Below are 8354 nucleotides of genomic sequence, written 5' to 3' on the forward strand. Positions count from 1 at the left end.
GGAAACTACCCTTATACCATCTCCTCACAGATATTTTTCAAGGTTCTTGATTACAAGGAAAAAATCCCGGTTGTGGCAGGCATGCTTCAAAAGGAAGTGGCAGAGAGGATATGCTCCGGACCGGGTTCTAAAGTATACGGCATATTGTCCGTATTGCTGCAGGCATGGTACGACTGCGAATATCTCTTCAACGTAGAACCGCATGTATTCGCGCCGCCGCCAAAAGTCAGAAGCGGCGTATTGCGCCTTACACGCAACAGCCGTGAGTCACTCGGTGTTGACGAAGCATTCTTCAAGACTGTGGTAAAGACCGCTTTCGGGCAGCGGCGCAAGACACTGCGAAATTCCCTTGCGTCTCTCATTGCGCAGAGCGGCATGGCTCCGGACAGCGAGATACTCTCTTTACGCCCCGAACGGCTCTCTGTAGAGCAATTCATATCACTTACCCGTGAGTTGAAGCCTTTTTCTTGAAATACAGCTCTATTTTTATTTGGCAATAACAATAAAAAATATTAGCTTTGCAAAAACTAATTTTTGCAAAGCTAATATTTTATCTATATCACTATGGAGGAGACTATGAAACAGAGACTCATTCAGCTGCTCAAGGCAAAGCATATGACACAGACTGAATTTGCCCGCCATCTTGGAGTTACCCCTACCTATATTGGAGCCATGCGCAAAGGGATGCCTAAAGAGCGTCTCAAAGTAGTATTCGACTTGTTTCCCGACGTAAACCGCGACTGGCTTATGTATGGCGAAGGAGAGATGCTTGTCGCCTCTGACGATGAATCCCCCGATCTCAGCAAGGGTTATGTAGTGCCGATGCTTCCTGTAGAGGCATACGCGGGCTGTCTGCAGCAATGGAGCCGGGGGGTGATGTTGCGCGACTGCGAGAAGGTTGTATCTCCTGTCCCGGGCGTTGATTTCGGCATACGCATTACCGGTGACAGCATGGAGCCAGAATTCAAGGACGGCTCCATACTGTTCATAAAACGCATCAACGAGAAAGCCTTCATCCCTTGGGGACACCCAATGGTTATAGACACAGAAAACGGCGTTGTCGTGAAAGTGATCTACCCCGCCGGAGACAGTGTCGTCCTCCCGGACTCTCCGATGGAATATATCGAGGCTCGCAGCTACAATCCTGCCTATCCCCCGTTTCTGATCCCCACCGAAAGCATATACGGACTCTACCGCGTAATCACCGGCATCCGGCAGTATTCCACCATCTGAAAAGCATCAGAACTTGATTTCAACGCCTCCCATGACCGTCATGCCTGGCATCGGACAGCCGTACATTATTTCGTAGTGCTTGTTGAGGATATTATCGAGTTTCAGGAAGGGTTTTACATCGACCTTGGTGCGGAATGTGTATCCGGCTCTCAGATTGAGCAGAGAATAGCTCTGCGTGTGTCCGTCGGGGGCTCCGGTGTAAAGGCTCCATATCGTGTTGGATTCAAGTGTCAGCTCAAGGTTTCCGGGCGTATAGCTGACCTCAGCGTTTAGCTTGTTCTTGGGTGCGCCAAGAAGATTGTCGTTGGTTGTGTGGAGATAGCTGTAGTTCGCGCTTGCGCTCCATTCGTCGGAAATCTGATAGGCGGCATCGACCTCGAACCCTTTGTTTATGAACGTTCCTGTATTCACATTGCGCGGCCTGCCGTCAACTCGGGCAGTCTGAATCATGTTTTTGCCATCGATAAAGAAGAACGACAACCCTATATTGAAACGGTTGTCAAACAACCATTGCCTGAACTCAACGTCATAATTCCACATATATTCGGGCTTCAGATCCGCGTTTGCCGGCGGGTATAGATAAAGTTCTCTCAGATTTGGCGCCCTGAAACCTTTGCCGAATGAGAATTTCAGCGAACCTCCGGCATATGGCTTGAGTATGAAACCTGCCTGCGGAACCCATTCGTTGCCATATTGCGATCCATGCTGCAGACGCACCCCGGCATTGAGTGAAAGGAGGTCATTCCATAATCCCTGCTGCATCATCACATAGCCTGCGATTTCATTCTCACTTCCCTTGAACTCTGAACTGCGCATGGATATGTCTTCCTTACCTGTATTCCACACATGACCGCCCCAATGCATGAAGTCGATGCCGGCGGAAAGATCGTTGCCTTGCCAGAGATTGAGGGTCTGGTAAAGCGTGAACCCCATGTTATAATCTGTGGAGTTGAATATATAGTCCGTAGGTGTGGCATCAGGGGCATAACCGTCGTCAACCCAGTTGCGGCCCCAGTTGATGAATGCCTGCACGCCTCCTGATGCCTTTTCATAGTTGTCTTTGGCGTATACTGAGGCTGTACCCCTGTTCACTTTGGTCCACATGCTCACAAGTGGAGCCTGCTCTGTGCCGGGATTGTTCGCTTTGGTCTGATTCATCTCCACGGTTGTCCCCACTTCCCATTCCTTGACGGGATTATACTGAAACTGTATGAACTCGTTGGCATTCCAGAACTCGCTGTTTTCGCGATAGCCGTTAGAGCGGTCAAGAGCTCCCGCCACTGTAACACCGAACTTACCTTTGCGATAGCCGGTTGTCAGTCCGAACTTCTGGGTTGTGAACGACCCGAATTCAGCATGGGCACGCCCGGTGAAACCATCCTGCAGGTGACGGCGGGTAATGATATTCACAGAACCACCCATGGCATTGGAGCCATAGATTAACGATGACGGACCCTTTACTATCTCGACGCGTTCCACTCCGTTGGTGACATAAGTGTCGGGCATGGCATGTCCGAAAACTCCTGCCCACTGCGGCTGTCCGTCCACAAGGAAAAGCACTTTGTTTCCCTGACCCACACCACGTATGTTTACGGTTCCTGCAGAACCTCCCGAGGCTCCGTAGCCCGCGAAACCGCGTTCGGTCACAAACAGACCGGGGACCTTATTGACAAGAATTGGCAGCAAGGAAGTTTCCGCCGATTTGTCAATTACCTCTTCGGTCACTATATTCGTGTTCAACGGGAGCAATGTCACATTTGTCTTGGCAGGCGCCGCAGCAACGACATCGGGCAATGTTACGGTATCTGCCGGAATCTCGGAATCTGAGAGTGCGGCTACCGACGCAAAAAGCAATAATGGTGTCAGCATAAGCATTGGGGTTAATACATTTTCCTCACTCTGAAACATCAGCATGAGGAGTCTTTCTAAGAATTATTCTAAATAACGTACAAATTTAGTTCTTTTTATTACTTATAATCATTCTGAATAAGAAAAGGTTTACAGTATCTGAAAAATTGTTAAGGATTCCTGCGTTTTTCAGTGATAGACAGTCAATTGGAGCAGGTAAAAATTTTAGCGGCTTTCAGAGACCGCGTATGCATGTAATATCAGAAAGTCTTGCCATATGAAGCCCGGTCGAGGGAACGGTAGCCTATCGCCTCCGCTATATGTCGCGATTCAACCCTCTCGGATGAATCAAGATCGGCAATTGTGCGTGCCACACGAAGAATACGGTCGAAGGCACGTGCCGACATGTTAAGGCGCGTCATGCGCTCTTTAAGTTTTGAAAGTCCCTCCTCGTCAGGCCATGCGTATTCATGAAGCAACCTTGAATTCATCTGTGCGTTGCAATGTATTCCGGGAAGATTACGGTATCTCTCCTGCTGTATGGTTCTTGCCTTCATCACACGGTCACGTATCGACACAGAACTTTCCGCCGGAGCCTTGTCGGCAATATCGTCAAATGCCACCGGTTCTATCTCCACCTGTATGTCTATGCGGTCAAGCAATGGTCCGGAAATCTTGTTCATGTATTTAGACACCTGTCCGGGAGTGCACGTACAGGATTTGGTCGGATGACCATAATAACCGCAGGGACATGGATTCATGGAGGCGACAAGCATGAAACTTGCCGGATAATTTACAGTATATTTGGCTCTTGCAACCGTTATCACCCTGTCTTCAATCGGCTGTCGCATCACTTCGAGCACATGGCGCGGAAACTCGGGAAACTCATCGAGAAACAACACGCCGTTATGAGCCAGCGAAATCTCACCCGGCATCGGATTGGCACCTCCTCCTACAAGTGCCACGGGAGAGACGGTATGATGCGGCGTGCGGAACGGTCGCCGGGTCATGAGCATAGCACCGCGGGAGAGCTTGCCGGCAACAGAATGTATTTTCGTTGTCTCGAGTGCCTCTGCCATGCTCAACGGCGGTAAGATTGATGGAAGGCGTTTTGCCATCATTGACTTGCCAGCCCCGGGAGGACCGACCATCAATATGTTATGCCCTCCGGCACATGCCACTTCAAACGCGCGTTTGACACTCTCCTGCCCTTTCACTTCTGAAAAATCGAAATCGAATTCCTCAAACTGGCGGGTAAAGAGTTCCCGTGTGTTTATCCTGACGGGCTGAAGATCCGAAGTGCCACCAAGCAACGCCGCCACCTGCGCGAGATTTTTCACCCCGAATACGTCAATCTTATTGACAACGGCAGCTTCCGTCACGTTTGCCTCAGGAACAATAAGCCGTTTGAAGCCCATCTCCCTCGCCTTTATTGCCATAGGCAACGCTCCTTTTACGGGCATAACCGAGCCGTCGAGGCTTAGTTCCCCCATCATCATGTATTCGCCGAGGTTGTCACACTTGATCATCTCCGAGGATGTCAGAAGACCTATTGCGATCGGAAGATCGAAAGACGCTCCTTCCTTGCGTTCGTCAGCCGGTGAAAGGTTTACCGTTATCCGGAAATGAGGAAACGAAAAACCGGAATACTGCAATGCCGCGGCGATGCGCTGATAGCTTTCCCTGACAGACTGATCCGCCATACCCACTATCGAAAAACCTATTCCGTTTGTCATGACTGTCTCTATTGTCACCGGAAAGGCATCTATGCCGTTGATTGCGGCGGAATATACTTTTGTCAGCATAAGCATCTCTTTTTACCGTTATTTTTTGGGGGCTTTCTTATCCGCAGTCTTCCTGAAAGCCTTGTCAGCGTCATCACTCTTGTCACCGACATAAACTGCCTTACCGGACTCATCGAAAACCATAAACCAGGGAGTGCGCGAGACACCTGCCCTTATCATCAGAGAATCGGTCTCGGCATGGAAATTCCACCCCCTGACAACTTTCGACAATGAATCCTTCCGCACCACCGACATCCACCCGATGGAATCGGGATCAAAACACACATCGGCGATGATACGGGAAGTCGAGTCAGGAAAGTCTTCAACAAGTTTCTTCAGCAGAATCAGCCTGTCTTCCCTCCCCGCGTCTTTCTCTCTCCAGAAATACAGCAGCACCGGTTGGTTTCCGATATGCAGAGTGTCAACTCCATTGCCGAATGTATGCAAGATCATCTCTTGAACCTTATGTGGCACCACAGGTGAGCCGCCTGGCATGTCACCACGTCCGACCAGTTGCATCCACTTGGGTTCAAGAGCCTTCCCCTTCAGCACCTGCCATAATCCACGGAATCGGGAATCATCTTCACGCCTGTTGAAATAAATGAGCAGCAGCAGCGTGGACAATGGATTATCCGGATTTGCCTTTACATATTTCTCGACAGCCGTATTTATCTTACTGTAATCGCCGGATGACAACACCGTTTTATTATCAAGCCGCCATACGTTCCATTCCTCCGTGAGCCTGTTGCCGGAAATATTCCATGAGTATGGATCAGAGCCTTCGCCGGTAATCTTTATCTTGTCTCCCCTTTCCGCATAAAACGCTGCTTTAGGCACAGAACCAGCCCCCGGTATATATACTATTGTCGGATTCGCCGTGACACATATCACCTGAGCCTTCCCCCCCTGCACGGCAGCTACGGTCTCCACAAACCACCCTTTCACCGGATCCGATGCATAATATACCATTCTGTATGCGTCATTGACATTTGACGGAAGCTGATATTCCACCTTTATCTCATTCTTCACACATCCTGCCCAAAACAGCGGTATAAAGAACATCAGATAACGGAATATATGTAAGCCACTATGATTGTATCTATTCATAAGTAAGAATCTGTTCAAAGGTTTTACCTCACGAAAATACAAAAAAAATGCCTGACATGAAAATATCAGGCATTTTTTATTTCCACTGTTTTTTTCCTCTTCTCAGCGGGTATATTTTTTCGACATCCGGCAGATTATCTCTCCCATCTCATCGCGCAGTTCCTGCGGGCTGACAACCTCCGCGTCATCCCCCATAAGAAGAATACGGCGTTTGAATTCCTCGCCGGGGACAAGATGATACTCGAATATCGAGGAATCGAAATCAGCCATCACCTCTTTCTGCGAATCATGAAGAATCTGGGTGCGGATAAGATCGCGGGTACCGTCACCAATGCGCAGACGCACCGTGACAGGTTCAAGCTCTGTGTCAACATCCATTCCATAATAGTTCTCGAAGAATTTCTCCGGCTCGAAGTTCTCGTCATAATTGAATTTTATATTCGAGATCTCAAGATTGAGCACTCTTGAAAGATCAAACACAAGAATATCCTTGCGTCCGTGTATCTTGCCGAGAATATACCATGAATTGCCCCAGAATCTCACGCAATAAGGTTCAAGAGTGAATTCGGTCAGATGCTCCGGTGTCTTGGGAATGGAATTGACTATCCTTGCGCATACATTCTTTTCCATAGCCTCGATTGCGGCTGCAAGACCGAACTTCTCATCGGGATTGTCATTGGCGAGCACGCGGTCGCGACATCTCTTTTCCGATTCAAGTGCATGTGAGTTGCTGAGCGTCTGAAGCATCCATATCTTAAGTTGCGTCGAATACTTGGCATCGGCATTATCCTTAAGATAATAATAGTTGCCTCCCTTTCGCTTGCAGGCGATGGTGATTCCGAACAGCTTATCCACCACATAGCGGTGATTATGAAATGTACGGAGTGCCAATGGCGAACGGTCTTCATTCAGCGGAGACCTTTCCCATAGGCTTGAAATCTCTTCGTAGGTTAGTTTCCCTGCCTGGTTGACTACATCTATCAACCATACATACCTCTTAAACAAGTCGCTGGTCATGTCTGATTGAACTGCTTGATTAGTGTATTATATAACTGCTTTTCCCGCAAAATTAGTAAAGTTTTTCCAATCTGACAATAACGGGTCATCCCTTTTGGCATGACCCGTTACATTTTTGTATCGTTTGCAGTTGTAAAAAACTATTTTTTACATCCTTCTTTGAGATATTTTATCCCTTATGTCATACGTAATCCTCACCGAATCTGGCACGGACATCGTTGACGATATTGCGTATTCTCTGCTCTTCTTCAATCGGATAAATCATCAGTGCGTTCCCGTTCTCAGCAACTATATAGTTGTCAAGACCTGACGCCACGACTATCTTGTCGTCACCTACGGCAAATATTGTGTCTCGGCAGTCATATGTCAGAACCTTGCAGTTCTGGCTCACATTTCCGTCAGCATTATGGGGGGAGGCGTCATAAAGAGCTTTCCACGAACCAAGATCACTCCATCCGAGGTCAGCTGTCTTCACATACACATTATCCGCCTTCTCCATAATCGAATAGTCTATGGAAATCGAGGGGGTGTTCGGGAAAGATGTGTTGATGAAATTCATTTCTCCCGGCGTACCGTATACCCCAACTCCGGCATCGAATACCGCTGCGGTCTCCCTGTCGTATCTGTCAAAGGCGCGAAGGATACTGTCGGCTCTCCACAGGAATATTCCCGCATTCCAGAAGAACTCACCGGTGGATATAAAGACCTTTGCCATTTCAAGGTTAGGTTTCTCCGTAAATGATTTCACCTTGCATATGCCCGGAAAATTCTCCACTGCCACTCCACGCTGTATATAACCGTAACCTGTTGCCGGAGCTGTGGGGTTCAAGCCGAGGGTAAGCAAACGGTCTCCCTTCTCCACGAAGTCAAAACCATCTTCAAGAGTCTGACGGAACACATCCTCCTTGAGTATGAGGTGATCCGAAGGGAGCGCCACAATAGACGCCTCGGAATCCAGAGCCTGGATATGGCGCGCAGCCCAGCAGAGACATGGCGCCGTGTTACGGCGTGCCGGTTCAAGCAGGATGTTGCTTTCCTTGATATCGGGCAATTGCTCACGGATTATGGAAGCATATGCGCTGTTGGTCACAAGAATTATTCTTGAAGGATCAACGAGGGGCCGGATACGGTCCACGGTCATCTGTAACAGACTGCGACCGGTTCCGAAGAAGTCGAGGAATTGTTTGGGCATGCCGCTACGGCTGAATGGCCAGAAACGGGTACCCACGCCGCCACACATCACGACGCAATATCTATGAGGATTCATCTTTACTGTTGTTTATATTTTATAAGTAAGTATTGAAAATTAGTTTATAATAAGTAAATGCTGTGCTTATTTAAATTTTGAATCTTTTGGATGCTTTC

7 protein-coding genes are annotated in these 8354 nt (G+C 48.5%); 2 read left to right on the top strand and 5 right to left on the bottom strand.

Annotated features, from left to right (window positions below; translation table 11 throughout):
• Together JX312_RS05875 and JX312_RS05880 are read left to right on the top strand one after the other, a co-directional pair.
• The coding region (locus JX312_RS05875) for an rRNA adenine dimethyltransferase family protein (protein ID WP_304504971.1) at positions 1-471 on the top strand (471 nt) is incomplete at its 5' end.
• Between the two features lie 105 nt (positions 472-576).
• Positions 577-1233 carry a S24 family peptidase gene (locus tag JX312_RS05880; protein WP_172469452.1) on the top strand — a complete coding sequence of 219 codons (657 nt, stop codon included), beginning with the start codon at positions 577-579 and terminating at the stop codon, positions 1231-1233.
• Positions 1234-1239: 6 nt separating this feature from the next.
• Here JX312_RS05880 and JX312_RS05885 read toward each other — a convergent pair whose 3' ends face one another.
• From JX312_RS05885 to JX312_RS05905, 5 genes are all read right to left on the bottom strand, one after another.
• On the bottom strand, positions 1240-3102 hold the full coding sequence (locus JX312_RS05885) for a TonB-dependent siderophore receptor (RefSeq protein ID WP_204457375.1): 1863 nt from the start codon (positions 3100-3102) through the stop codon (positions 1240-1242).
• A gap of 239 nt (positions 3103-3341) precedes the next feature.
• Entirely contained in the window at positions 3342-4886 is a 1545-nt protein-coding gene (locus tag JX312_RS05890; RefSeq protein WP_123403404.1) for a YifB family Mg chelatase-like AAA ATPase, read from the bottom strand.
• Between the two features lie 18 nt (positions 4887-4904).
• Positions 4905-5972 carry a hypothetical protein gene (locus JX312_RS05895; RefSeq protein ID WP_204457376.1) on the bottom strand — a complete coding sequence of 356 codons (1068 nt, stop codon included), beginning with the start codon at positions 5970-5972 and terminating at the stop codon, positions 4905-4907.
• Positions 5973-6074: 102 nt separating this feature from the next.
• Positions 6075-6989 (bottom strand): YafY family protein, encoded by a 915-nt coding sequence (locus JX312_RS05900; protein WP_204457377.1) that lies wholly within the window; start codon positions 6987-6989, stop codon positions 6075-6077.
• Positions 6990-7170: 181 nt separating this feature from the next.
• Positions 7171-8256 carry a mannose-1-phosphate guanylyltransferase gene (locus JX312_RS05905; RefSeq protein WP_124029436.1) on the bottom strand — a complete coding sequence of 362 codons (1086 nt, stop codon included), beginning with the start codon at positions 8254-8256 and terminating at the stop codon, positions 7171-7173.
• Positions 8257-8354: the final 98 nt, after the last annotated feature.

The sequence above is a fragment of the Barnesiella sp. CU968 genome, assembly GCF_905219685.1.
In the GTDB taxonomy this organism is placed as follows: domain Bacteria; phylum Bacteroidota; class Bacteroidia; order Bacteroidales; family Muribaculaceae; genus Lepagella; species Lepagella muris_A.